This is a genomic window from Oxalobacteraceae sp. CFBP 8761, assembly GCA_014841595.1.
GTDB lineage: Bacteria > Pseudomonadota > Gammaproteobacteria > Burkholderiales > Burkholderiaceae_D > Telluria.
This window is the reverse complement of the sequence record JACYUE010000001.1, coordinates 1,247,274-1,271,277: the sequence shown is the minus strand read 5'-3', so window position 1 is coordinate 1,271,277 and position 24,004 is coordinate 1,247,274. Positions and strand designations below refer to the sequence as shown.

Genomic DNA, 24,004 nt, shown 5'->3' with positions numbered 1-24,004 from the left:
TTGCGCTCATGATTGTAACGCATGATCCCATGCGGGGCAGATTACATTCCTAGAATAATTTATTTCCAAATGTGTTTTTGAACACTCGCTGCCAACCGGCAAATGTGCGGTTGTCGTCAATACCACATTGACGTTGTAAATGATAATCGTTATCATTTAACGCATGTCTACCTCCGCCCCGTCCCCTGATGTCGTCCAGCCGTTGTTACCGGCATCGGCCAAAGCAACCAGTACGCCCGCCCCCGTTGCCGGTGGCATGCCCCAGCGCCTCCCGGGCGCGGGCCGCGCCATGTTTCTCAAGCAGTTGCACCAATGGCACTGGATCAGCTCGGCAATCTGCCTGATGGCGATGCTGCTATTCAGCTTTACGGGACTGACGCTGAACAACGCGGCACTGATCAAGGCCACGCCCGAGGTCACGCGCCTGAAAGCCACGCTGCCGGCGCCACTGCTTCCGCAATTCAAGCAGTGGGCCGAAGAACACGCTGACGCCAAGGTGCCGCTGCCCAGCAGCATCGCCGACTGGACCAACAGCGCATTCCCTGTCGATGTGCGTGGCCAGCGCGCCGAATGGACCGAGGAAGACGCCTACATCGCCCTGCCCCGCCCCGGCGGCGACGCCTGGCTGCGTATCGCCGTCGACGGCAGCGCTGAATTCGAGCGCACCGACCGCGGCTGGATTTCGTGGCTCAACGATATGCACAAGGGCCGTAACACGGGCGCCGTCTGGAGCTGGTTCATCGACATTTTTTCGGTCGCCTGCATCGTGTTCTGCATCACGGGCTTTTTGATCATGAAATACCACGCGGCCAACCGGCCGTCGACCTGGCCGGTGATCGGCTTCGGCATCGTGCTGCCGGCCGTGCTGGCGTTGTTGTTTGTCCACTGATCGTTTATTTCCAACCTGAGAGAAGACCAAGAATGAAACTGTCCCACTCGCTCGTCCTGACCCTGCCGCTTGTTTCCGGCTGGGCCGTGGCCGCCGACCTGTCCGTCAAATTCGACCTGCCGCAACTGAACGTGGCCGAATACCACAAGCCGTATGTGGCGATCTGGCTCGAACGCGCCGACCAGAGCGTCGCGGCCAATCTCGCCGTGCTGTACGACCTGAAGAAGGACGCTGCCGGCGACAAATGGGTCAAGGACCTGCGTACGTGGTGGCGCAAGGCCGGGCGCGACGCCAAATTCCCGCTCGATGGCGTCAGCGGCGCGACCCGTCCGGCGGGCAGCCAGACGATGAAATTCGACGGCGCCAAGCACGGCCTCGACAAACTCCCGGCCGGCGACTACAAGCTGGTCGTGGAAGCATCGCGCGAAGCGGGCGGGCGTGAACTGGTCAAGGTGCCGTTCACGTGGACCGGCAAGGGCAAGGTCGCAGCGAATGCGGCCGGCAAGGAAGAACTGGGCGCCGTCGCCCTCGAGCTCCAATAACAACAATCAAGAGAGAATCCCATGCACAACCGTATCCTCAAGGGCGCCCTGCTCGGCCTGGCCCTGGCCGGCATGTCGATGAGCGCGCAGGCGCACCGCGGCTGGCTGTTGCCCAGCACGGCCATGGTCGAAGCGAAGGAACCGTGGGTCACGCTGGACGGCGCGATCTCGGAAGGCCTGTTCGAATTCCACCACGTGCCGCTGCGCCTGGACAACCTGACGATCACGGGGCCCGATGGCGTGACGACTAAGGCTGAAGGCGCCGTGCTCGGTAAATTCCGCAGCACGATCGACATCAGCCTCCCGAAGGACGGCACCTACCGCCTGGCCATTGTCAGCAACAACGTGATGGGCAGCTACAAGCTCGGCGGCGAGGTCAAGCGCTTCCGCGGCGTCGAAGGCACACCGGGCGCGCAAGTGCCGGCCGGCGCCACCGACGTCACCACCAGCACCACGCACACGCGCCTGGAAACCTTCGTCTCGGCCAATGACATGAACGACACGGCGCTCAAGCCAAGCGGCGTCGGCCTCGAAATGGTCCCGGTCACCAATCCGTCCGACCTGCGTGCGGGCGAGCCGATCACCTTCCGCTTCCAGCTCGATGGCAAGCCACTGCCGAACTTCCCGTTCAGCATGGTGCCGGGCGCCGTCAAGTACCGCGGCACGCTGGGCGAACTGCGCTTTACCACCGACGCCAAGGGCGAGGTCAAGTTCACGGTGCCGGACGCGAATATGTACTGGCTCTCGGCCAAGTTCCCGCTCGAGACGCCAAAAGGGCCGCCAACGCCGGGCGCCAAGCGCTACAGCTACACGGCCACGCTCGACGTCCTGCCGCAATAAGAGCGAAAAGGCTCGATGCGCACCATTCTTGTTCCCCTGAACGTCGACGCGGCCATGCCGCCCGGCGGCAGCACGCTGTTCACCACATCCGGCACGTCGATGGGCACGACCTGGTCGGCGCGGCTGATGCTGCCGCCGGGCGCCGATGGCGCCGTAGTCACCCGCGCGCTGCAAGGCGAGCTGGACGAGATCGTTGCGCAAATGAGCCATTGGGACGAAGACTCCTTGCTGTCGCGCTACAACCGCGCGCCGGCTGGCAGCTGGCACGCGCTGCCGCCGCAGTTTTTTGCCGTCGCCGAGCATGCGCTGCAGGTGGCGGCCGACAGCGGCGGCGCCTACGATCCGGCTGCCGGCGCCCTCGTCGATTTGTGGGGCTTCGGCGCCCGCGGGCGTTACGACCAGCCGGGGTTCCAGGCGCCGCAGGTTGCGCTGGTTGCTGATGTTATCGTGCGCCGGGGCGAGCGCCAGCCGGTGCTTGACCATGCCGGGCGGCGCCTGCTGCAACCGGGCGGCGCGATTCTGGATTTCTCGTCGGTCGCCAAAGGATATGCAGTCGATCGCATGGCCGCCTGCCTCGAGGAGCGCAGCGTGCGCCATTTCGTCGTCGAAGCGGGCGGCGAATTGCGCGGCGCCGGGGTCAAGCCGGATGGCCAGCCGTGGTGGGTCGAGGTCGAGGGCGTGCCGGATTGCGAGGCTGTCGGACAGACGATCGTTGCCCTGCACGGGCTGGCGATCGCCACCTCGGGCGACTACCGTCGGAGCTTTCAATATGGCATGCGGCGTATGGCGCACACGCTCGATCCGCGCAGCGGCTACCCGGTGGATCACGACCTGGCCTCGGTCACGGTGCTGGCGCCAACCTGCATGGCGGCCGACGCGCTGTCCACTGCGCTGACGGTGCTCGGACCTGACGATGGGCTCGCTTTTGCGGAACAACGCGGGATTGCGGCGCGCTTTCTCGTGCGCGCCGGATCCGGCTTGAAAGAAACCACGACGGGCGCCTGGCGCTCGATGCTCCAATGATGCTGACAATCGAACCGCTGCGCTGGGGCAGCGCATTGGCGCTGTCCGGCGCCTATCTTGCGATGTGCCTGGGCCTGTGGCGCATGCATCTGGCCAAGGCGCGTCCCAGTAGCGTGGCAGCCGACTGGCTTGTGGTCTATGCGAGCCAGACCGGCAGCGCAGAATTTCTGGCCGAACGGACGGCCGCCACGCTGGCGCTCGGAGGCCTGGACGCGCGCGCGGCCTGCATCTCGACGCTCGACCTGGCTACGTTGACCAGCGCCAGCCGCATCCTGTTCGTCTGCAGCACCTACGGCGAAGGCGACGCGCCCGATCCCGCCGCGCGTTTTGCCACGCAGACGATGGACGCGGTGCCGGACCTGTCGCAGCTGCACTTCGGCATGCTGGCCCTGGGCGACATCACGTATACCAACTACTGCGGCTTCGGCCGCGCGCTCGATGCCTGGCTGCGCGAGCGCGGCGCAACGAGCTTGTTCGAGCGCATCGACGTCGACCGCGGCGCGCCCGACGCGCTGGCCGCATGGCAGCACCACCTGAGCCACCTGGCCGGCACGAGCGACGCACCGGACTGGGAAGCACCCGCCTACGGCGCGTGGCGCATCGCCGAACGCACGCTGCTCAATCCCGGCAGCGCTGGCGCGCCACTGTACCGCCTCGCGTTGACGCCGCAGGATGGCGCGCTGCCAGCGTGGGAGGCGGGCGACCTGGCGCAAGTGAGCGCGCCGGCCGACCCGACGCATCCGCGCGAGTATTCGATTGCCTCGGTACCAGCAGAAGGCCAGCTCACGTTGCTGGTGCGATTGCAGCAGCGCGCCGACGGGACACCGGGCACGGCGTCGGGTTGGCTCTGCACGGACGCGCTCGCGACGGACACGATCCAGCTGCGGGTGCGCGCGCATGCACGCTTCCGGCTGGGTGAGAATACGCTGCGGCCACTGATTGCGATCGGCAACGGCAGCGGGCTGGCCGGCCTGCGCGCACTGCTGAAGGCGCGCATCGACGCTGGCACCCACGACAACTGGCTGCTGTTTGGCGAACGCAATGCCGCCCATGACTTCCTGTGCCAGGACGAACTCGAAGCATGGCGCGACAGCGGCGCCCTTGCGCGGCTCGACCTGGCGTTTTCGCGTGACGGCAGCACCGCGCGTTATGTTCAGCATCTGGTTGCTGCGCAAGCTGACCTCTTGCGCCAGTGGGTGCATGATGGCGCGGCGATCTATGTCTGCGGCAGCCTGCAGGGGATGGCCGGTGGTGTGCATGATGCGTTGGTCGAGGTGCTGGGCGCGGCCACGGTTGAGGCCATGATGGGCGATGGGCGCTATCGGCGCGACGTGTACTGATGTCCTGTCGCTGTTGGCGAGAGGCTGTCGCTGGCGACGAGCAGCATTAGCCAGCTTGACTCGCATCGTGTTGTTCGTCGGAGGGCATAGTGAAAGCGCTGGGCGATTGGCGCTAGGGCTTGATCGGCGATGTACTGGCGATGAACCAGTGATTGGCGTGCACGCCGACCATGCCAGCCTAGGGGCACGCTGCTTCGCCAGTCTGAAACAGAACAGCCCCGACAAGCGGGGCTGCGATTTACCGGCAACTATCTGTGATCAGGCGGCGTGGCGGGTTTTGCGGCGTGCAGCTGCCAAGGCCAGGGCGCCGATGGCCAACATGCCGAGGCTGGCTGGCTCCGGTACATCGGTAGTGTCGGCAAAGTCGACCGTCAACTGAAGATTAGCACGATTGCTACCGAATCCCTCAGTGGTGTAGGTCCACTGATAGAGATCAGAGCCCTGGAAATGCAGTCCCAGCCAGCCATCGTTCGCGGCAACACTGGCCGTGAGCAAATCGGTGATGTCGAGTGCATTGGCGCCGCCGCTGACCGTTGCGTTAACCGACCCGTAATTGGTGCCCGGTGCATTGAAGTTGAATGCAAGATTTCCGCTGCCGCCATTGAAGCCGGTAACCGTTGCCAATTGCGAATTGGTGTCGCCGTCGAGTAGGGAGAAGCTCAACATTGCACTGTTAATCTGCTTGCCTGCCAGCGAGCCGATGTTTACCTGAGCCAAGGTACGCGAGTACGAAGAAATTTCGAGGCCAAACAGGTGCGCCCATTGCGTGTTGTACATGCCAACGAAACCGCTGCCGGCAAACGTTTGCGACGTGTCGTTGCTGGTGTATCCAGCGAACGTACCGATGTCGTTCAACGTAAAGGTCGTCACCCCGGCGTGTGCCTGGAAGGATGCGCTCAGGGCGAGTGCAAGGATCAATTTTTTCATTCAGGATTCCCCTTTGAGGATTAGTTGTTGTGCTTTGTAACTAGCAATTACAATGCCAGAAGAAAATTTATGTTGTTAATCAAGCACATGCTGATAAACCTCAAGGTTTGCGTGGTCCTAGTGTAAAAAAATTCGACAATTAAATTCATGGAGTTTCATCGCATGATTCAATGCGCTAAGGAAAAGTGGCGCTTGTATGTCATTGCACCGTGCTTGTCGCAATTAACTGGGTCATGCCGCAAGTAATGGAGTCAACGCAAGTAACGAGTAACGGGGTCAACGAATAACGGGGTCAGGTCTGACATTCAGACACGAGCTCTGCGATGATCCGGCATATCGATTTTCAAGCGCATCTTGAGGAGCCAGAGGTCTATTTGAAATGCTCTCAAGTAAGTAGAGCATGTGTCCAGATGTCAGACCTGACACCGCCAATGACGGTCGGTGCCTAAGCCCTGTGAATGAATACTAATTGCTTCGGCCAGAAATCAAGTTTGCATTGATCCACGATGCCACGTCGGTAACCGGAATAGCGCGCTGGGCATTGAAACTGCCACTTTTATCCCAAGCAACACCCCTCCCCTGCGCAAAGGCGGCGCGATACTTGCGCATCATGTTATGTGGGTCGCGGGCCAACTCGCCCAGCAAGTATTCCTCGCTCCACGCCGAACGGCTGAAGGGTTTGCCTAGCGCCGCTTGCAGCTTGTCGGCCACTTCCCCATACGTCACCGTGTCGCCAGCCAAATAAACGATGTCGTTGCGGATACGGGGTTGCGTGAAAACGACCTCGGCAGTCAGAACGCCAATATCATCTGGCGTGGTCAGCGTGACAGCAGTGTCGAGGCTGCCAAGAGCGTGCACCGCATGTTCTTTGAGATCGACGACGCCGAATTCTGGCTCAAACAGGTAGCTCATGAACATACCGGTCGAGATGATGACCCACTCAGTCTGGTGCTGCCCCCGCAGCAATTCGCGCACGTCCAACTGTGCGTCGAAGATGTCCTGCGGACTGCCGCGACCGATGACGTCAAAATCGACGCCGAACTGCCATGGGAAGTACCTGGGAATTTGCGCTTGCAGGGCAGCACGCGCCAATTTCATTGGCGTGTCGATACCCGCTGCATAGCCAGCACACCCTATGACTGTGTCGTATCGGCCAAATACCGCAGCCAGCTCGTCGATCGAACTTTTCACAAGATCGCCGATGATGATGTCGATCCCAAGGTTTCGGATTTCGGCCACATCACGCTGCTTGTCTGGCACATTGGACGCGGCAGCGCTTGCGCGCAGCAACACGCTGATGGTCACACCGTCGACGTCCTTCGCGCGTTGCGCGAGACTGCGCAGTACCGGCATCCCGAGTTCCCCGGCACCGAGCACAAGAATCTTTTTAGACATCGCGTCAGGGTCTGCCCGGTTCATGGTTAGCGGTACCGATAATTGGCGGATTTGGTTGGACATGTTGATTTCTCCTTTAGCGTTGATACCTGCACTATAGGCGGCGCAACGAGGCGGAAAAAGTGGTCCTGTAGGTTTTCATTGTGCAGAAAATGCGAACAATGGTGGGTTATAGTGCCGTTTTCCTTATAGGTATCAGGCCGATATATGGACCGCGTACAAGCAATGCAGGTATTTGTCCGAGTCGTCGAAGGCAAGAGCTTTGTACGCGCAGCGCAGACGCTCGGCTTACCGCCATCATCCGTCACCGGTATCGTTAAAAGGCTTGAAAAGCATTTGCAAATTCGGTTGCTGAACCGTTCAACCAGGAAGCTCAGCTTGACACCGGAAGGTGAGCAGTACTTCTACCGTTGCCGCGAGATACTCGACCTGATTGACGACACGGAAGCGAGCCTGAACGGCTCTGCCGAGCGCGCGCAAGGGAAACTGCGGGTGGATATGCCGGGGGGCATTGCGCATGCCTTGATCCTGCCGCGTCTGGCGCAATTTGAGCAGCGCTACCCCGATATCTATCTCATGATCGGTATAAATGATCGTCAGGTGGACCTGATCCAGGATGGCGTCGATTGCGTGATCCGTACTGGCAACCTCAATGATTCGACGCTGGTCTCACGTCGTTTGGGGGCGTTGCGCTGGGTCACATGCGCGGCGCCGTCCTATGTGGAAGAAAAGGGGACTCCCAAGAGACTGCTGGATCTGCAGGCACACCAGGCTGTCCACTACTTTTCCAGCACGACGCGGCGGGGAAGTGAGCTGCATTTTGTCGAAGACGGGCATTGCGTCGCCGTTCCGGTGGCTGGCAAGGTTGCCGTCAACGAGACTGGGCTTTACATCAAGCTTGGAATCGACGGACGCGGCCTGATTCAGTTGGCGGAGATCCTGGTAGCGGAACAATTGCGGAGCGGAGAGTTAGTCGAGGTGCTGGCCGACTGGCGGCCAGCACCTGTTCCTGTGTCACTACTTTATCCCCACCGCCGCTTTCTCTCTCCAGCGATGCGTGCGTTTGCCGATTGGACAGCAGAACTGTTTACCGACACCTGCTAAGGATCGACCGTTGCCTATTGAAACAGTCTGCGATGCCTTGCCGAACGATGCGACGGATGAATCGCGTCAGGGCGTCACATCCACACCCTTCCAGAACGCGATGTGGCCAGTAATATTTGACGCGGCGGATTTTGGTGTGGCATACACCCACGCCGCATCCTTGTTGACCTTGCCGTTCACCTCGATATTGTAGTAGCTCGCTGTGCCCTTCCAGGGACAGTTGGTTGTTGTACTCGAGTCGCTGAAGAACTGGCGGTTTAAAGAGGCGGGGGGGAAATAATGGTTCCCTTCGACGACGACCGTATCGTTCGACTGCGCCAGCACTTCACCATTCCATATTGCTTTCATATGCACTCCGGTAGCGCTTCGGATCTGAAGCGCGGACCAGTCTACACCGGTTGCGTGGGAAAGTTGATGCGGATGTTTGTGCGACGAGTGCTCGCGGAACGGCGTTGGGCCAGGTAGTCGCCAAACCTCGTGCGCACTCAACCTTCCGCGTCGCGATGCTGATGGCTTACCATGCACTGTCACCACTTTCTTACCCGCCCGTGAAAATCGCCATCGGTCACCGCCTCTTTGCCTCCGTGCTCCTTGCCATGCTGACGGTGGCCGCCGCCGCCGTCCTGCTGCTGCGCCAGAATGTGCTGGGCAGTTTCGGCGACTACGCGGTGGCGATCGAACTGGATCGCCTCGATGAACTCTCCGGCGCCGTCGCGCGCCAGTATAGCCAGCATGGCGACTGGACGTTCCTGCCGTCTGGTGACAACCGGCGCGACTGGATCGGCGGCGAACTGACGCGCCTGCAGTCCGTGCGCGGGAAGCCGGCGCCACCGGTCGGACCAGTTGGTCCAGTAGCGCCGGTGGACCCCGTCGCCCCGGCTGCGCCGGCGTCGCCCGCCGCCGCGATGCACACGCGAGCAGGTCCGCCCATGCCACCACTGCCACCGCCCCCACCCGCCCCACCCGGCGTGATCGCCGATCTGCACACGCGCATCACGCTGCTCGATGTGAATGGCGGTTATCTCGCCGGCCGCCCGCCGGACAACCTGCCACTGGCCCGGCGCGCCATCACCGTCGATGACCGCACGATCGGCTATCTCGGCGTCGCACGCAGCGCACGGCCCAGCGACGCGATGGCGTTTGCGTTTCTCGACCAGTTGCAACGCAGCCTGTGGCTGATCGGCGGACTTGCCCTTGTGCTCAGCGCACTGGCCGCGATCGGCCTGGCGCGTCACTTCCGGCGCCCGATCGACCGCCTCGCGCGCGGCGCCGGCGCACTGGCCGCAGGCGACTACGCCGTGCGCCTGCCGGTTCAGCGCAGCGATGAACTGGGCGACCTGGCGCGCCACTTCAATGCACTGGCCGAGCGGCTCGATCAGGCCGAAGCGGCGCGCCGTCAGTGGGTGGCCGACACGTCGCACGAACTGCGCACGCCGCTGGCCGTGCTGCGCGCACAGCTCGAAGCGATCCAAGATGGCGTGCGCCAGGCCACACCAGCCACCGTCGATGCGATGGTGCTGCAGGTGCATGCGCTGACGAAGCTGATCGACGAACTGTATGCGCTGGCACGGGCCGATGTCGGCGAACTGGCGTGCCAGCGCGTGCCGCTCGATCTGTGGCAACTAGCGACCGCTGAAGCACAGGCATTCGGCGCGCGCTTCCAGGCCGCCGGCCTGACGTTCGAGACCGGCGCGGCGCCAGCACAATCACAGGTGCTGGGCGACCCGGACCGCCTGCGCCAGGTGCTGGCCAACCTGTTCGAAAACAGCCTGCGCTACACGGCGCCCGGCGGCGCGGTACGGCTAAGCGCGCAGGTGCACGACGGCCAGTTGCACCTGACGCTCGACGACAGCGCGCCCGGCGTGCCTGATGTCGCGCTGGCGCGGCTGGCCGAGCGCTTCTACCGCGTCGATGCATCGCGCAGCCGCGCGCATGGCGGCGCCGGCCTGGGTCTGGCCTTGAGCCGGCGCCTGCTTGCCGCGCAAGGCGGCGCACTGGTGTTTGCCCATTCACCACTGGGCGGCCTGCGCGTGACCGTGTCGCTGCCGCTGCTGAAAAAGGACACACCATGAGCAGCAGCATCATGATCGTCGAGGACGAACCGGAACTGGCCGCCGTGATCGCCGACTACGCACGCGCAGCCGGCTATATCCCGACCGTGCATGGCGACGGCGCGCAGGCCCTGGTCGCGATCCGCACGGCGCCGCCGGATCTGATCGTGCTCGACCTGATGCTGCCTGGCCTGGATGGTCTGGCGCTGTGCCGCGCGGTGCGCGCGTTTTCGGAGGTGCCGATCGTGATGGTGACGGCGCGGGTCGAAGAAATCGACCGCTTGCTGGGTCTGGAACTGGGCGCCGACGATTACCTGTGCAAGCCGTTCAGCCCACGTGAACTGATGGCGCGCATCAAGGCGATCCTGCGCCGCGCCGGAAGTGGCGACGTCGCGCCGGCGGCCCTGCTGCTGGACGAGGCCGCGCGCAGCGTCAAGGTCCACGGCCGCGCGCTCGACCTGACGCCGAGCGAGTACGCGATCCTGGCCGCGCTGGCGCGCCGGCCGGGCCAGGTGCTGTCACGCGCCCAGCTGCTCGACGCGGCCCGCGCCGACAATCTCGACGCCACCGACCGCGCGATCGACAGCCACGTCAAGAACCTGCGGCGCAAGATCGACGGGGCGGCGCCGGGGATGGAGCCGATCCGCTCGATCTACGGTCTCGGCTACCGCTACGACGCGTGAAGCTTACTTCGGCGCATACATCGACGCGTAACGGGCACCGAAGTACAGGATGAACGCATAGCACGCGGCCGGCAGCAGGAACGAGATCTGCACGCCCAGGCTATCGGCCAGCGCGCCCTGCGCAAACGGCACCAGCGCACCGCCGACGATGGCCATGCACAGGATGCCGGAACCCTGGCCCGTGTGCTTGCCCAGGCCGTGCAGCGCCATGCTGAAGATCGTCGGGAACATGATCGAGTTGCACAGACCAACCGCCAGGATCGCCCACATCGCGATATCGCCCTGCGCGAACGTGCCGATCAGCACCAGCACGATTGCCGCCACCGAATTGAACGCCAGCGTCTTGCCGGGGCTGACGACGCGCATCACGGCAAAGCCGATGAAGCGCCCCACCATCGCGCCGCCCCAGTAGATGCTGACGTAATGGGCAGCGTCCGCGTGCGCCAGGCCGGCGATCTGCGGCTCGCCGATGAAGTTGATCAGGAAGCTGCCGATGCTCACTTCGGCGCCCACGTACAGGAAGATGCCGATCGCCCCCAGCACCAGGTGGCGGTGCGCCAGCACCGAGCCACCTGCTGCCACCGGCGCACCATCGTCATCGGAGGCGACGATCGTTGGCAGCTTCGCGGCCAGGAACATCACGGCCAATACGACCAGCAGGCCAGCCAGCATCAGGTACGGCCCGCGCACGCTGGCCGCTTCCGCAGCCGCATCCGTCCCAGCGACGGCGGCAGCACCCGCCGCCGACAGGATCAACACCCCGCCCACGGCCGGCCCGATCGTGGTACCCAGCGAATTGAACGCCTGCGTCAGCGTCAGGCGGCTCGACGCGGTGCGCGCCGGGCCCAGCACGGCCACATACGGATTGGCCGCGACCTGCAGCACCGTGATGCCCGATGCCAGCACGAACAGCGCCAGCAGGAACATCCCGTAGCCACCGGAAGCGGCCGGATAGAACAGCGTGCAGCCGCCGGCGGCCACCAGGAGGCCCGTCACGGCGCCCTTCTGGTAACCGATGCGGCGAATCAGCACGCCGGCCGGCAGCGACACGATTGCATACGCGCCGAAGAAGCAGAACTGCACCAGCATCGCCTGCACATACGTCAGCGTGTAGACCGCCTTCAGGTGCGGAATCAAGACGTCGTTGAGTGACGTGATCAGGCCCCACATGAAAAACAGGATAGTGACGATGACGAGCGCCCCAGTGTTACTGCCTTGTTGCGTCCCGGGGGGACCGTCCTGCCGCGCGACTGGTGTCGCGCCCGTTGCCATATTGGCCATGCTGTCTCCTGATGATTATTGTTGTGGTCGGGTTACTTAGCGGGCCATGCCGGCGGGCGGACGTGGCAGGTCGCGGGCACGGGTGCCCCAGCCCTGCGCGTCCGGCTGCGGCGCCAGCTGGTACTTCAGCGCGCCGCCCGACTGCAGTTGCTCCCAGTCGAGCCAGACGCGCTCCACCGCGCGTCCACCGTAATTGACCGACTTGACGAAGCCGCGCTGGCCCGGCTTGGCGCCCGAAGCGTCGATGCGCAGCGTGCGGCCCTGCGCCAGGTCGATCTCGGCGCCGGCAAAGCGCGGCGCGTGCAGCAGGAAGCGGCCGCTGCCCGGCATGTCCGGATAGATGCCCAGTGCGCTGAACAGGTACCAGGCCGACATCGTGCCCAGGTCATCGTTGCCCGTCACGCCGCCCGGACCGTTGGTGAACAGCGTTTCGGCAGCCCGCAGCACGGTGGTCGTCTTCCACGGCTGACCCATCAGCGTGTACATCCACGGTGCGTGCAGGTCCGGCTCGTTGTTCGGGTTGTAGCGGAACTGGGCGTAGTAGCTGTATGGCCCCACCACCCACGACTTGCGCACGGCGTTCGGGTCGGCCAGCACGGCCGGGTAGTCGAAGAACTGGTCGAGGCGACCGAGAGCCGGCGCCTGCCCGCCCATCGCTGCCGCCAGGCCCGGCACGTCCTGCGGCGCCAGCCACTGGTATTGCCACGCAGTGCCTTCATGGAAACCATGGTCGCCGCGCGGGTCGAACCCGCTGCCGACATCGGCGAACCAGCTGCCGTCGATCAGGCGTGGGCGCGGGAAACCGCGCTGGCCGGTCGGTTCGTCGACGGCATTTGCATCCCAGACGGCTTTCCAGTTCAGCGCGCGCTGCGCCAGCACGCGGGCATCGTCCTCGTGGCCAAGCGCCTTGGCCATCTCGGCCAGCGCGCCATCGGCCAGCGCGTATTCGAGCGTCGCCGAGGCACCGTGGTGCGGATCGGTGTCCATCCCTTTCGACACAAAACTGCGGTCGTACTGCACAAAACCCTGCTTCATGTAGTTCGGATTGCCCGAGCGGCCTTGCGGACGTATGCCATGGGCCGGCACGCCGAATGCGTTCTCGCGCAGCGCTGTGTAAGCCTGGGCTTCACGGCCCTTCAGCGCGCCGAAGCGCCACAGATCGACGAGGAACGGCGTGACCGGGTCACCCGTCATGATATTGGTCTCGAAGTTCGCGTAGCCCCAGCGTGGCAGCCAGCCGCCCTGGTCGCGGATCGCCAGCACCGAGGTCGCGATATCGCGCGCGCGCTCGGGCCGGATCAGCGCCAGCAACTGGTTCTGCGCGCGGTAGGTGTCCCACAGCGAGAAGAATTCGTAGTAGGTCCAGTCCTTGGCGGTATGAATCGCATCGTCGTAGCCGCGATAGCGGCCGTCGGCGTCGTTGCCCGTCAGCGGCTGCAGCAGCGCGTGGTACAGCGCCGTGTAGAACACGGTGCGGTCATCCGTGCTGCCGCCCTTGATGCGCACGCTCTTGAGTTCACGCTGCCAGGTGGCCTGCGCTTTCGTCTTCATGGCGTCGAAGCTCAAGGGGTTGTCGCCGGCCTTGCCGTCGGCGGCGAGGTTGATGCGCGCACCTTCTGCATCGACGTGCGAGATCGCGCTGACCGCGGTGACGGCCTGGCCGTTTTTCAGGTCAAAGGTCAGCCACACGCCATGCGGCTTGGCCTCGCCCTGCTGGCTCGGGCCGGCGGCGCCAGGCCAGCCGCCACGATCGTCCCAGACGCCCTTGGCGGCGATCGGCTGGTCGAACTCCATGCGGAACCAGGTCGTGTACTTGGCGCCGCCGCAGAAACTGCGGGTGACGATCTTGCCTTCGACGGCGCGCTCGCCGACGACCTGCACTTCGCTGCCGATGACGCCATGGCGCTCGTTGGCCTGGGCGACGTTGAGCAGCACGTGGCCGGTCTTGGTGCCGGGCGCATAGGTATAGCGTTCGGCGGCGGCGCGGGTCAGCGCGGTCGCTTCGGCCGTGATGCCGCCGTAGCTGGTCAGCTTGACCTTGTAGTAGCCGGCCTGGCCGACTTCGCCGTCATGCGTGTAGTCGGCGGCGTAGCGCTTGTGGTCGAACGTGCCTTTCTTGGCGGTGTCGAAATCCCCGCCCGGGCCGATGGTGCCGGTGACCGGCAGCACCGACAGCTGCCCGCCCTGCTCCCAGCAGCCGGCGCCGGACAGGAACGAGTGGCCGAAACCACGGATCCGCTTGTCGCTGTAGCGGTAGCCGGCGTAGTGGTCGGCGATCGGGCTGACCTGGATCATGCCGAACGGCGCGGAGGCACCAGGGAAGGTATTGCCTTCATCCTGGGTGCCGATGAACGTGTTGACCGGCATGCTGTCGGCCGCCAGCGCGACCTGTGCGCCCAGTGGCAGCAGGCAGGCCAGCACCAGCGTGGGGACACTGAAACGGGTACGGAAATGCGGCATCACGATGCTTCTCCTTCGAGCAGTTCGAACAGTTGGTGCATGGCCGCCGGTGGCGGTGGGGTGGCGCCAGCCTGCAGGCAGGCAGCGGAGCCGGCTGCCAGGGCGGCGTGCAGGTGCGCCTGCAAGCGGCGCTGCGGATGGCGTGCAAGGCTGTGCAACAGGCCAGCGGCGCTGGCGTCGCCCGCGCCCACCGTGTCCACGACCGCCACTTTCGGCGCCAGCGCGTGGCAGCGCTCGTCGCCATGGAACAGGCTTGCGCCCTGACCGCCGCGCGTGAGCAGGCAGTAGGCTGCGGGGTTGAATGCCCGCAGGCGCGCCAGTGCATCGTCCAGCCCCAGGCCGGGAAACAGGCCGCGCAGATCGTCGTCCGACACCTTGATCAAGTCGGCCAGGGATGCCATCGCTTCGAGCGTCGGCGTGTAGCGCGCATCCATCAGATTGCGGTAGTTCGGATCAAAACTGATCGACACGCCGCGCTCCTTCAGCGTGCGCGCCAGCGCCACCAGCGTGGCGGCCAGCGGCTCGCGCGCCAGGCTGATGCCACCGAAATGCGCCCAGCGCAGGCCGTCGAAGGCGCCGGCCGGCAGCGCCGCCGGATCGAAATGCAGGTCGGCGCTGTCGTCGCCGATGAAGAAGTAGCGCGGCGGCTCGCCGCCCTCGACCACGGCCAGCAGCGGCGCGCGCTCCACGCGCTGCAGCAGGCGCATATCAAGGCCGGCCGTTTCGCTGGCCGCCCACAGCGCGTCGCCAAAACGGTCGCGGCTGATCGCGCCGGCAAACGCCGTCGGCTCGCCCAGCACCGCCAGCGCGCGCGCCACGTTCCAGGTGGACCCGCCCACGCGGCTGACCCAGCGCTCATCGCCCTGGTGGATCATGTCGGTCAGCGCTTCGCCGGCGCATAGCATGAACGGCGCATCAACCATGGCGGGGTCCTTTCATCGCGGCGACGATGTCGTAGACCGCGCCCATCGTGTGGTAATCGACCTTGCCGGCCGGGCTTTTCTCGTCACTGAGCTTGCGGTTCTCGCGGTCGAGGATGCGGTACCAGGCGCCGTGCTCGTGGTCGACGAAGTGGCTCCAGCTGTATTGCCACAGTCGTTCGTACCAGGTCCAGTAGGCGTCGTTGCCGGTGCGCGTGCCCAAGAGCGCCGCTGCGGCGGCGCTTTCGGCCTGCACCCAGAAGTACTTGTGGCTGTCGCAGACGGTCAGGTCGGGCGCGAGCGAATACGCGACGCCGCCGAATTCGTTGTCCCAGCCCTTCTCCACCGCCACCTTGAACAGGCGCTCGGCGGTTGGCAGCAGCCAGCTCAGATCATCCGTCAGAACGCCCGGGGCGCGCGCTTCGAGCTGCACCAGCAGCTTGGCCCATTCGGTGAAGTGGCCTGGCTGGTAGCCCCACGGGCGGAACAGGTTTTCCGGGTCGTCGATGTTGAACTTCCAGTCCGGCTGCCACGCTTCGTCGTAGTGTTCCCAGATCAGGCCACCGCAGCGCGCGGCCTGGCGCTGCGTGATGTTGCTGGCCACCAGATAGGCGCGCTCGAGGTAGCGCGCTTCGCCCGTGGCCTGATGCGCCGCCAGCAGCGCTTCGACCGCATGCATGTTGGCGTTCTGGCCGCGGTACGTCGACAGCGTGCTCCAGTCCTGGCTTGCCTCGTCGGCGTACAGGCCATCGGCCGCGCTCCAGAAGCGCGCTTCCATCAGCTCGAACGTCTCGCCGATCCAGGCGCGCGTCTCTTCCAGCCCGGCCATCGTCGCGTGCGAATACGCCAGCAGCACGAAGGCCTGGCCATAGGCATGCTGGGTGCCGTCTTCGACGTCGCGCCCGTCCAGCATCCAGGCGTAGCCGCTGCCGTCCGGTGCGCGGTGCGCGTCGCGCAGGAAGCGCACCGCGTGCTGCAGGCCGTCCAGGTAGGCCGGATCGCCGAACTGGCGGTACGCCATCGCGTAGGTGAACACGAAGCGCGTGCTGCTCACCAGGTGCCGGTGGCGCGGGTCGTAGACGGCGCCGTCATCCTTGAAATAATGGAACATGCCGCCGGCGGGATCGATCGCGCGCGGGTGGTAGAAGCGCATCGTGTGGCGTGCGTGGTCGAGCAGCAGGTCCGGGCTGCGAAAGTTCGGGAACGTGGTCATGGTGGGGGATGGTGGTTGTTCGCTAGTCGTCGTAGCTGCTCTCGCGCACGATCATCTCGACTGGCAGGGTTATCTGGGTGGCGTCCACGTCGCTCTGCTGGAGGCCGGGCTGTTGCAGGTTAGTTTGTTGAAGCTCGGGCTTGGCGAGCAGCGCATCAACGCCGGCGCGACCCAGCGCTTCCTTGTCCACGCGCACAGTGCTCAGTGGCGGGATGGCGGCAGCCGCCGCGGCGATGTCGTCGAAGCCGACGATGGCGAGGTCGTAGGGAATCTTGAGCCCCTCGCCCAGGCAGTACTTCATCGCGACCAGCGCCGTGCTGTCGTTGTAGCAGAACAGTGCGTCGGGCCGCTTCGGCAGCGCCAGCAGGCTGCGCATCGCCTCGATGACGCCGTCGTCACCCTCACCCATGGTGGGCACGCTCACTTCGAGGTTCGGATCGGCATGCATCTTCGCGTCGAACAGCGCCTGGCGAAAGCCGCGGTTGCGCTGCCCGATGCTGTAGTGGGCCAGGGACCCCGACAGCATCGCGATGCGCTTGCGCCCGACGCGCAGCAGGTGCTGCGTGGCGAGGTAGCCGCCGCTGATATTGTCCGGGTTGATCGACGTGAAACCGCGCCGGTGCATGTCGACCAGCACCATCGGCTTGCCGGTCTGCTGCAGGGCGGTGAGGATTTCCGGCTCAAAAAAGCCGGCGCACAGGATCGCGTCGGGCTGGTGCAGGCGGATCTGTTCCAGCACCGGTTCGGCCGGTCCGACGACGATCAGCGACAGCGCGATCCCCTCGCGCCGGCACGCTTCTTCGGCCCCGTGCAGCACGGGCGTGAAGAAGGGGCTGGACGTGAGGGTGTTGTGCTGGCTGTGCAGCAGGAACGCGATGCGGCGGATCCGGCCTTTCTTGAGCAGCGAAAAGTCGTAACCCAGCCGCAGCGCCGCATCGCGCACGGCCGTGCGCGTGGCCTCCGTCATGCCGCCCTGGTTCTTCAGCGCGCGCGAGACGGTGCCAATGGACAGCCCGGTGGCGCTGGCGATGTGGCGCAGCGTGACCTGGGTCACGGCCGCATCGCCGGCATGCCGGGCATCGTGATCATGGACATGATCGGTCTCCAATCGTTGGTTTAATAAACGCCTCTGTGGGCGTTTTTTGCGTCGTCCGAAAAAGCATCCGGTGAGCGTTTTTCAAGTGTGTTTTATAACAGCCGCTCCTCCGAGGCGTCAACGCGGGCAGACTGAACTGCCCGTGTTTTATCGCGTTTTAGTAAACAAGCAGCGCCCCAGAGTGCAGTGTGTTTACCGTGCCTCGAGCAGCTCCACTTCGGCCAGCTCGAACGCCGCTTCTTGTGCAAAGCGCAAACGGTACGCCTTGTACACGCCCGGCTTGGCGATGCCGAACGGGCGCAGCTGACGCTCCCAGGCAAAGACTTCATTCTCGCGCGTGTCGAGTGCGACCCAGCCGCCCTTGGCGTCGCGCCCTTCCAGCGTCCACGACACCTTGCCCAGCGGCGCCTTGCCGCCGGTGAGCGTGTAGTGGCTGATGCGCGCGCTCTTTGCGAGCGTGATACCGAGGTTGGCTGCTGCCGGTACCTCCACGGCCGTCGCCGCGTCGTCATCGGTCAGCGGTGCCGGGGCACGCTTGCTGTCTAGGGTCAACGTGGCGCCCTTGCTGCGGTCGACCAGGCCTGCAGGCCGTTTGCCGGCTGGCGTCAGCGACGCCGGCAAGGCGCCAGCGCCGGTGCCCCAGGTCGATGGCGTGCTGCCCATCGTGAATTCCAGCGTCGCGCCGCCGGCGATGTCGTCGTGGCGGATCCATGGTTTGGTCCACGGCTTGCCGTTGACGTTAAGCGACTGCACGTAGACGTTCTCCGTGCTGTTGTTATGCGCGATCACGGACAGCGTGCGGCCATTTTCCAGGCGCACGTCGGTGCGCGCGAACGCCGGCGAGCCGATTACGTATTCCGGGGACCCCATCCGCAGCGGATACAGGCCCATCATCGCGAAGGTGTACCAGGCCGACATCTCGCCATTGTCCTCGTCCCCCGCATAGCCTTGCCCGATCTCGCTGCCCAGGTACAGGCGCGCCAGGATGTCGCGCGTGATCTTCTGCGTCTTGGCCGGCTGGCCGGCGGCCGCGTACATCCATGGAATGTGGTGCGACGGCTGGTTGCTGTGGGCGTACATCCCCATGCGCACGTCGCGCGCTTCGGTCATTTCGTGGATCACCTGGCGGTAGCTGCCCGAGAACGCTGCCTGCGCCGTTTCGGGCGTGGCGAAGAAGGTGTCGAGGCGCTTGCCCAGCGCCGCGCGCCCGCCCATCAGGCTGGCCAATCCTTCGGCGTCGTGCGGCACGGTGAACGCGAAGTTCCAGGCATTCGCTTCCGTGTAGTCGCCACCCCAGCGGCGCGGGTCGAACGCCTTGGCCGGTTCGCGCCAAGCGCCCTTGGCGTCGCGGCCGCGGAAGAACCCCGTGGCCGGGTCGTACAGGTGGACGTAGTCGGTGGCGCGGGCACCGAAGTACGCGGCTTCTTCGCGGTAGCGGCGACCGCGCGACGTGTCGCCCTCCCCACTGGCCAGCGCGGTGGCCATCTGCGCCAGGCCGAAGTCGTTCAGTGCACCTTCGAGCGTCCACGACATGCCTTCATGGACCGACGCATCGGCATAGCCGCGATACATCGACTTGCCCAGGCCCTTGCGCCCGACGTTCGACACGGGCGGCACGACGGTCGCGTTCTTCAGCGCCGCCTCATACGCCTGATGCGCATCGAAGCCGCGCACGCCCTTGAGCCACGCATCGGCGAAAGCGACGTCGGAACTGGTGCCGACCATCAGGTCCGCGTAGCCCGGCGACGACCAGCGCGCCACCCAACCGCCGTCGCGGTACTGCTGCAGGAAGCCGTCGACCATCTCGCCGGCGCGGGTCGGCGCCAGCAGCGCGTACGCCGGCCAGGTGGTGCGGAAGGTATCCCAGAAGCCGTTGTTGACATACACCTTGCCGGCGACGACGGGCGCCGAGGTCTTGTCATCGTCGCCCCCGGTCTTGGCCTGCGACCAGCCGCTCTGGTCGGCGTGGCGCCAATCGGGCTGCTGCGCGCTGCCGACGTTTTCGTGGCCGACGTTCGGGTACAGGAACAGGCGGTACAGGTTCGAGTAGACCGTCGTCAGCTGGTCGTCGCTGGCGCCGTCCACCTTTACACGGCCCAGTTCCTTGTCCCACGCCGCCTGCGCGCGCTCGCGAACGGTGTGGAAACCGGCGTCGCCGATTTCCAGCGCGAGGTTTTTCTGCGCCTGCTCGACCGAGATCAGCGAGGTCGCGATGCGCATGCGCACTTCGCCGCCGTCGGCGTTGAACTTGATGTAGCCGGTCGGGCGGCCCGTCTCCAGTGGGCCGCTGGCCTGCCAGCGCTGGTCGAAACGGGCGAACACGAACATGCGTGTCGCGCCGTTCGACAGGCCGCTGCGCGTGTCGGTGTAGCCGCGCAGCGTCTGCGTGGCCGCGTCCAGGCGCAGGCCGCCGCGTGCATCGACGTTATCGAACAGCAGGTTGGCGTCGCCCCCTTGCGGGAAGCGGAAGCGGAAGATCGCCGCCCGCTCGCTCGGTGCGATCTCGGCGCGGATGCCGTTGTCGAAGTCCACGCGGTACGTGTGCGCACGCGCGACTTCGTTCTCGTGCGAGAACGACAGTGCGCGGCGCTTGCGGTCGGGATCGGGCTGGCCGGTCGCGTTCGACGGCATGATCTGGAAGGTCTGGCGGTCGCCCATCCAGGGGCTTGGCTGGTGGCTCAGCGACAGCGCCTGCAGGCGCGGCCGGTTGTTCTCGTCGTTCTGCTCGTTCCAGCGATACAGCCAGCTCAGGGTGCTGGCGTCGGTGGCCGGCGTCCAGAAGTTGAAACCGTGCGGCATCGCCGTGGCCGGGATATTGTTCCCGCGCGAGAAGGTGCCGTTGGCTTGCGTGCCGCGCGTCGTCAGCACGTGGTCGGTCAATCGCTTGATGCCGCCCTGGACCTGCTCGCCGATGACGATATCATCGAGCCAGCCGCTGGCGCCGGCGGCGGTAGTAGGCTGCAGCGCCAGCTCAATTGACTTGATACGTCGCCCCGCCAGGCTGCCCAGGCGCACCGACTTGTGCGCCCACTGCTGCGGATACAGCGTGTTCGACCTGGCCTGCGCCGCCGCGTCGATGCGCACACCGTGGTTGTCGCGCAGGTCCAGGCTCGAGATGCGGCGGCCGTCGTCCAGCACCAGGTCCAGCGCCACGCCGGTCGAGGTGGCGATGTCGCCATCGACGATCTCGGGCAGCACCTTCCATGACAGGACCGTGTCGGCGGTGATCGCCAGATCGACCGCGAACAGCGGCAAGCGCCCGCCCTTGCCGTCCGCGCGATATTGCAGCGCGCGCAAACCGGTGTAGCCGGTCTTCGCCTTGGCCGCATACGGCTTGTCGGGGCCACTACCCGGCGTGACCCGGATGCCTTCGCCCATGCCGGTGGCAGGAACGGGTTCGTTCGCTTCGAACGACGTGGCAAAACCGGTTGCAGTGCGGGGGTCGGCGGCATTGGCCATGCTGGCCAGCAGCATGGCCACGGCGGCGCCGATGATATGGGTCTTGTTCATGGGGTGATCTTCCAGGAAGTTGGGTTGGTCGCGCGCATGGCATCACGCAGCGAACGGGCATGGAGGGCGGCGCGCAGCACGCTGTCGCTGGCGGTGGACGTTACGTGCACGGTGACGGGTTCACCCGGCAGCACGGTCAGGGCATTGTCGTGGAACTGCGCATCGACGTCGCCGGCATCGAGCCAGACGCCGCGTGCCAGTGTCGCTGCCGTGATCTCGATGCGGTAGCCGTCACCGTCCCGGCGCACGGTCGTGTGCAGGCCGGGATCGCGCCAGGCGACGTCCTTCGCCGGCACGAAGTAGACGACGCCAGTCGATGCCGGCTCGCCCTCCACCTGCAGCGTGAACACGGCAACGGTCGATGCCGGATCGGCGCCGGCCAGCAGGTCGGCGTCAGCATACGCGCCCACGTCGCGCGCCGACAGCGGCGCAATATCAATGGTCTGGCTTGTGTCACGCAGCACGGTTCCATCGAGCGACATCACGCGCGTGCGGAGCGTCCCCTGCACGGCATGCGTGCGGTCGTTGAGCAGGCTGACGCGCGTAGCGCCGCGGGCATCGCGCAATGCCGCGACGGCGACCGGCGCAAAGAAGCGGCGCGCATGAAACTGCAGCGCTTTTAGCTGACCGAACCAGTCGATGCTCGACCACGACGCGCCCGGCCACACATCGTTGAGCTGCCAGTACAGGGAACCCATCGTATGCGGGCGGCTGCGGCGATGGTGCAGCGCGGCCAGCTCGATGCCGTCGGCCTGCATCACCTGGCTCAGATAGGCAAACGCCGGGAAATCGACCGGCTCGCCGAACTGCTCCTGCACGTACTTCATCAGGCGCTCATTGCCCTTGCCGGCCATGAATTTCTGATGCGCTTCGATGACGGGCGTGGCCACGCCCTGTTCGGCGCGCGTGGCGAACGCGTCGATCGTGCGCTGCACGGGCCAGGCCTGCAGCCCGTACTCGGACATGAAGCGCGGCGTGATGTCGAGGTAGTTCGAGACCGGATGCGCCGGATTGCCCCACACTTCCCAGTAGTGCATGTCGCCACTGCCTGGGGTGTTGGCGGTTTCCTGCAAATCGTTGCCGGGCGAGCTCGACCAGTAGCCGATGCCGCCGGCTTCTTCTGCCACCACGCGGCGCAGGTCGACACCGAACAGCGCGACATACCCGTCCCAGACCTGGCTGGCAAACACCGGATCGGCGCGCTCGAGCGTCTTGCGGTGACCCCAGTTTTTCCAGGCGATCTCCTGCTCGTTGTTACCGCACCAGAGCACGACGCTCGGACGGTTGCGCAGGCGCCGCACCTGGTCGCGCGCCTCGTGGACGACGTTCGCGCGAAACGCCGGATCGTACGCCGGCTGCATCCCGCCGCCGAACATGAAATCCTGCCAGACCATCAGGCCCAGTTCATCGGCCAGATCATAGAAATCTTCGTCCTCGTAATAGCCGCCGCCCCAGCTGCGCAGCATGTTCATGTTGGCGTCGGCGGCCGACTGCAGCACGCGCCGCAACCCCTCGCGGCGCACGCGCGGCTGGAACATGTCGAACGGGATCGTGTTGGCGCCCTTGGCGAACACGGGAATGCCATTGATGACGAAATAGAAGCCCTGGCCGGCGGCATCATGGTCGCGCCGCAGTTCGACGCTGCGCAGGCCCGTGCGGGCAGCGTGCGTCGCAAGCGTATTGTTGCCATGGCCGACCTCAAGCTGGTAGCGGTACAGCGGCTGTTTTCCATAGCCATTCGGGAACCAGCGCTGCGGGTCGTCGATCCGCACCGGCAGTTCAATGCGGTTGACGCCGGCGCGCAGATCGACGCGCCGCGTTGCGGCAAGCGTGCGCTGGCCGCCCGGCGCCGTCTGCCACAGGCGCAGCGTGAAGCGCCCGGCGTGCAGCACGTCGAGCGAAGCGATGGCGGCGACATCGGCGCGCGCGGCGTCGACGCGGTCCTGGCGCAGTTGCAGGTCGTCGATGCGCACAGCATCCCAGCTTTGCAGCACGACGGGTTTGCCGATGCCGGCCGTGACGTAGCGCGGGCCCCAGTCCCAGCCATAGTGGTAGCCGGGTTTGCGCACGAAGTTCGCGCTCAGCACATCCTTGGGTTCATCGCCGTAAGGCGACGCGTAGTTGCCGGCGATCTTGTGCGGCATCGCGGCGACCTGCGGCAGCATCGTATTGATCGGTGAACGGAACACGACGCGCAGGATGTTGCCGTGCTCGCGCAGCCGGCCCGCCACTGGCACGCGCCAGGTGCGAAACGCATTGTTCGCGTCGAGCAGCTTGACGCCGTTGAGCCAGACCTCGGCGAACGTGTCGAGCCCGGCGAACACCAGCTCGCTGCGCGCGCGTTGCAGCACGGCGCGCGGCACGTCGAAGGCGGTGCGGTATTCCCAGTCGGCCAAGCCGATCCACTGAAGGCCCGCTTCGGGCGCGCCGACATACGGATCGGGGATCAGGCCGTGGGCCAGCAGGTCGGTGTGCACGGTGCCCGGCACCGTGGCCGCGCGCCATGGCATGAGGTCGGGATGCGCCGCTTCGCGTGCGTCGCCCGGCAGCAGGTGGAAGCGCCAGCCCCCGTCGATGACGAGCTTGTCGGACGGGCTGGCCAGGGCAAGGCCTGCGCAAAAGAAAAGAAGCAGGCCGGCGCACAGAGCGCGCCAGCCGCCGCCGGCCGTCGAGATCGTGTTGATCCGGTCGTTCATGGCGTGATCCTGGAAAGAAGACACCCTCCCCGCC

General features: G+C 65.4%; 18 protein-coding genes. 8 read left to right on the top strand and 10 right to left on the bottom strand.

The genetic code is table 11. The features are described 5' to 3' along the window. The first annotated feature begins 256 nt into the window (after positions 1–256). Genes IFU00_05565 through IFU00_05545 form a run of 5 tightly spaced genes read left to right on the top strand, consistent with a single transcriptional unit; the run spans position 257 to position 4,634 of the window. Positions 257–889 carry a PepSY-associated TM helix domain-containing protein gene (locus tag IFU00_05565; GenBank protein MBD8541754.1) on the top strand — a complete coding sequence of 211 codons (633 nt, stop codon included), beginning with the start codon at positions 257–259 and terminating at the stop codon, positions 887–889. Positions 890–921: 32 nt separating this feature from the next. Continuing rightward, the gene (locus IFU00_05560) at positions 922–1,431 is read left to right on the top strand and encodes a DUF2271 domain-containing protein (protein ID MBD8541753.1); all 510 of its coding nucleotides are present in this window, start codon (positions 922–924) and stop codon (positions 1,429–1,431) included. A 21-nt stretch (positions 1,432–1,452) separates the two neighbouring features. Next, positions 1,453–2,271, top strand: coding sequence for a DUF4198 domain-containing protein (locus tag IFU00_05555; protein ID MBD8541752.1), 819 nt, complete (start codon positions 1,453–1,455; stop codon positions 2,269–2,271). A 15-nt stretch (positions 2,272–2,286) separates the two neighbouring features. Then, a complete protein-coding gene (locus IFU00_05550; protein ID MBD8541751.1) occupies positions 2,287–3,294 on the top strand; it encodes an FAD:protein FMN transferase in 1,008 nt (335 codons plus the stop codon). Then, on the top strand, positions 3,291–4,634 hold the full coding sequence (locus tag IFU00_05545; protein MBD8541750.1) for a flavodoxin domain-containing protein: 1,344 nt from the start codon (positions 3,291–3,293) through the stop codon (positions 4,632–4,634). The genes IFU00_05550 and IFU00_05545 overlap by 4 nt, the downstream gene beginning before the upstream one ends. Positions 4,635–4,892: 258 nt before the next feature. Here the strand turns inward: IFU00_05545 and IFU00_05540 are convergent, their stop codons facing one another. Next, on the bottom strand, positions 4,893–5,561 hold the full coding sequence (locus IFU00_05540; GenBank protein ID MBD8541749.1) for a PEP-CTERM sorting domain-containing protein: 669 nt from the start codon (positions 5,559–5,561) through the stop codon (positions 4,893–4,895). Between the two features lie 465 nt (positions 5,562–6,026). Then, positions 6,027–6,980 carry an aromatic alcohol reductase gene (locus IFU00_05535; protein ID MBD8541748.1) on the bottom strand — a complete coding sequence of 318 codons (954 nt, stop codon included), beginning with the start codon at positions 6,978–6,980 and terminating at the stop codon, positions 6,027–6,029. 183 nt (positions 6,981–7,163) lie between these two features. On the opposite strand from IFU00_05535, the gene IFU00_05530 reads away from it, so the two are divergent. Further along, positions 7,164–8,060 carry a LysR family transcriptional regulator gene (locus tag IFU00_05530; GenBank protein MBD8541747.1) on the top strand — a complete coding sequence of 299 codons (897 nt, stop codon included), beginning with the start codon at positions 7,164–7,166 and terminating at the stop codon, positions 8,058–8,060. Between the two features lie 66 nt (positions 8,061–8,126). Here IFU00_05530 and IFU00_05525 read toward each other — a convergent pair whose 3' ends face one another. Continuing rightward, complete coding sequence (locus tag IFU00_05525) at positions 8,127–8,408, bottom strand: DUF427 domain-containing protein (GenBank protein ID MBD8541746.1); 282 nt, start codon at positions 8,406–8,408, stop codon at positions 8,127–8,129. A gap of 161 nt (positions 8,409–8,569) precedes the next feature. Between IFU00_05525 and IFU00_05520 the strand changes: the two genes are divergently transcribed. Then, positions 8,570–10,132 (top strand): HAMP domain-containing protein, encoded by a 1,563-nt coding sequence (locus IFU00_05520; protein ID MBD8541745.1) that lies wholly within the window; start codon positions 8,570–8,572, stop codon positions 10,130–10,132. Further along, complete coding sequence (locus tag IFU00_05515; GenBank protein ID MBD8541744.1) at positions 10,129–10,794, top strand: response regulator; 666 nt, start codon at positions 10,129–10,131, stop codon at positions 10,792–10,794. Before IFU00_05520 ends, IFU00_05515 begins: the two co-directional genes overlap by 4 nt. Before the next feature lie 3 nt (positions 10,795–10,797). Here the strand turns inward: IFU00_05515 and IFU00_05510 are convergent, their stop codons facing one another. The 7 genes from IFU00_05510 to IFU00_05480 form a co-directional block, all read right to left on the bottom strand. Further along, complete coding sequence (locus IFU00_05510) at positions 10,798–12,075, bottom strand: sugar MFS transporter (protein ID MBD8541743.1); 1,278 nt, start codon at positions 12,073–12,075, stop codon at positions 10,798–10,800. 36 nt (positions 12,076–12,111) lie between these two features. After that, positions 12,112–14,535 (bottom strand): GH92 family glycosyl hydrolase, encoded by a 2,424-nt coding sequence (locus IFU00_05505; protein MBD8541742.1) that lies wholly within the window; start codon positions 14,533–14,535, stop codon positions 12,112–12,114. Then, positions 14,535–15,458 (bottom strand): carbohydrate kinase, encoded by a 924-nt coding sequence (locus IFU00_05500; protein MBD8541741.1) that lies wholly within the window; start codon positions 15,456–15,458, stop codon positions 14,535–14,537. Before IFU00_05500 ends, IFU00_05505 begins: the two co-directional genes overlap by 1 nt. Continuing rightward, positions 15,451–16,668 carry an AGE family epimerase/isomerase gene (locus tag IFU00_05495; protein MBD8541740.1) on the bottom strand — a complete coding sequence of 406 codons (1,218 nt, stop codon included), beginning with the start codon at positions 16,666–16,668 and terminating at the stop codon, positions 15,451–15,453. The genes IFU00_05500 and IFU00_05495 overlap by 8 nt, the downstream gene beginning before the upstream one ends. 22 nt (positions 16,669–16,690) lie before the next feature. Then, complete coding sequence (locus IFU00_05490) at positions 16,691–17,722, bottom strand: LacI family DNA-binding transcriptional regulator (GenBank protein ID MBD8541739.1); 1,032 nt, start codon at positions 17,720–17,722, stop codon at positions 16,691–16,693. Between the two features lie 234 nt (positions 17,723–17,956). Continuing rightward, positions 17,957–21,274, bottom strand: coding sequence for a GH92 family glycosyl hydrolase (locus tag IFU00_05485; protein MBD8541738.1), 3,318 nt, complete (start codon positions 21,272–21,274; stop codon positions 17,957–17,959). Next, positions 21,271–23,970: a glycoside hydrolase family 2 protein gene (locus tag IFU00_05480; protein MBD8541737.1), complete on the bottom strand. Its 2,700-nt coding sequence runs from the start codon at positions 23,968–23,970 to the stop codon at positions 21,271–21,273. Before IFU00_05480 ends, IFU00_05485 begins: the two co-directional genes overlap by 4 nt. Between the last annotated feature and the right edge of the window lie 34 nt (positions 23,971–24,004).